Source organism: Streptomyces lateritius (assembly GCF_014649715.1).
Lineage (GTDB): Bacteria > Actinomycetota > Actinomycetes > Streptomycetales > Streptomycetaceae > Streptomyces > Streptomyces lateritius.
Genome location: NZ_BMTO01000003.1, coordinates 255,304 through 257,601 on the forward strand (window position 1 = coordinate 255,304; position 2,298 = coordinate 257,601).

The 2,298-nt window shown below is 74.5% G+C and carries 1 protein-coding gene; it reads right to left on the reverse strand.

Annotated features, from left to right (window positions below):
• On the reverse strand, nt 1-2,277 hold a 2,277-nt coding region (locus IE136_RS07590; protein WP_189599890.1), incomplete at its 3' end, for a non-ribosomal peptide synthetase.
• Nucleotides 2,278-2,298 lie beyond the last annotated feature (21 nt).

The window sequence follows — 2,298 nt, forward strand, 5'->3', positions numbered from 1 at the left end:
CGTCAGCGGCAGCGCGTCCAGCACCACGAACGCGGACGGCACCAGATGTTCCGGAAGGGCCGCCGCCAGACGGCGGCGAAGCTCCCCGGGACCGGCCGCCCCCGTCGTGTAGGCGACGAGTACCGGGTCGCCGTCCGCCCCGAGATCGCGCCGGGCCACCACGGCGGCCTCCCGCACGCCGGGATGCAGCGCGAGCACGCCCTCGATCTCACCGGGCTCGATGCGGAAGCCGCGTATCTTGACCTGGTCGTCGGTCCGGCCGAGGTACTCGATCACACCGTCCGCGCCACGCCTGGCGAGGTCGCCGGTGCGGTACATCCGGGTCCCGGGCGGCCCGTACGGATCGGCGACGAACCGCTCCGAAGTGAGACCCGCCCGCCCGAGGTAACCGTGGGCCAGCTGAGGACCGGCCAGATACAGCTCGCCCGGCACGCCGGCCGGGACCGGACGCAGCGCCGCGTCCAGGACGTACGCCGAGGTGTTCCACACCGGACGGCCGATCGGCACGCCGTCGCGGTCCCGGTCGTCCGCGGGGCACGGCCACGAGGTGACGTCCACGGCCGCCTCGGTGGGTCCGTACAGGTTGTGCAGCTCCACCGAGCCGCCGAACAGCCCGTGGAAGCCGCGCATCAGGCCGGGCGTGAGCGCCTCGCCGCTGCACAGCACCCGGGTGAGACCCGTGCAGGCGGCGGCCTCGGGTTCGGCGAGGAAGGCGCGCAGCATCGACGGGACGAAGTGCGCGGTGGTGATGGCCTCGTCCTGGATCAGCCGTGCCAGGTACTGCGGGTCCAGGTGACCCCCTGGGCGGGCCACGACCAGCGTCGCGCCGGAGATCAGCGGCCAGAAGAACTCCCACACCGACACGTCGAAGCTGGACGGGGTCTTCTGGAGGACGCGGTCGGCCGCCGTCAGGCCGTACTCGCCCTGCGTCCACAGCAGGCGGTTGACGATCGCCGCGTGCGGCACGACGACACCCTTGGGGTGGCCGGTCGAGCCGGAGGTGTAGATGACGTACGCCGGATCCGCCGGGGAGACGGTCGCCGCGGGGACACCTTCGGGGAGCGGGAGAGCCGCCGCCTCCGGACCGTCCAGGGCGAGCACACCCGCCGCCTGGGGAAGCAGGTCCAGCGTGGCGGTGTCCGTCAGGACGGCGACCGGGTTCGCGTCCCGCAGCATGAAGGCGATGCGGTCCGCCGGATAGCCGGGGTCCACGGGCAGGTATGCGGCGCCGGCGCGCAGAACGGCGGCCAGCGCCACCACGAGTTCGGTGGAGCGGGGCAGCGCGACGGCGACCACGGCGCCCGGACCCGCGCCCTGCCGGACGAGCCGGCCGGCGATCCGCTCGGCCCGGGCGTCGAGCTCGGCGTAGGTCAGCTCCGTGCCCTCGAACACCACGGCCGTGGCGTCCGGGGTGCGGGCCACCTGCTCCGCCAGGAGAGCGGTGAGGGTGGTGTCCGGTACGGCGTGGGCGGGGCCGGGAGCGGTCAGAAGCCGTGCCTCGTCCTCGCCGAACAGGTCGATTCGGCCCAGGGGGCTGTCCGGCTCGGTGGCGAACGCCTCGAAGGCGCGGCGGAGCCGGTGGGCGACGGCCCGTACGTACTCTTCGTCCAACGCGTCCGGCCGGTAACCCAGTTCGAGACGCAGGCGCGGTCCCGGCAGAACGGTCAGCGCGAGCGGATAGTGCACGCTTTCGTCGCCGCCCGCGTCCTCCATGCGGAGCCCCGGGGCCAGTTCGGCCAGCGAATCGGGGTCGAAGGGGTAGTTCTCCACCACGGCCAGGGTGTCGAACAGCTCCCGGCCGCCGGCCACCCGCTGGACGTCGGCCAGCCCCAGGTGCTGGTGCGGGACGAGCGCGGACTGCTCCTCCTGGAGACGGGCCAGGGCCTTCGCGTACGGCTCCGCCGGGGGCAGGGTGGCCCGTACCGGAACGGTGTTGACGAACACGCCCACCATCGACTCGACGCCGGGCAGGTCGGCGGGCCGCCCGGACACGGTCGTGCCGAACACGACGTCGCTTCGGCCGAGGGACCGTCCCAGAGTGAGCGCCCAGGCGCCCTGGACCACGGTGCCCAGAGTCAGGCCGCGGGCCCGTGCGAGGGCCGTGACCGAGGCGGTCAGGTCCGGGCCGAGTTCGACGACGACCTTGCGCGGCCGGGCCGTGACCGACTCGGACGCCCCGGGTGCGACCAGGACGGGGCCGTCCAGGCCGGCCAGCGCCGTCCGCCACGCCGCCTCGGCGGCGGCGCGGTCCTGGGCGGCGAGCCAGTCCAGGTGCACGCGGGGGGAGGGCGCCGGCGG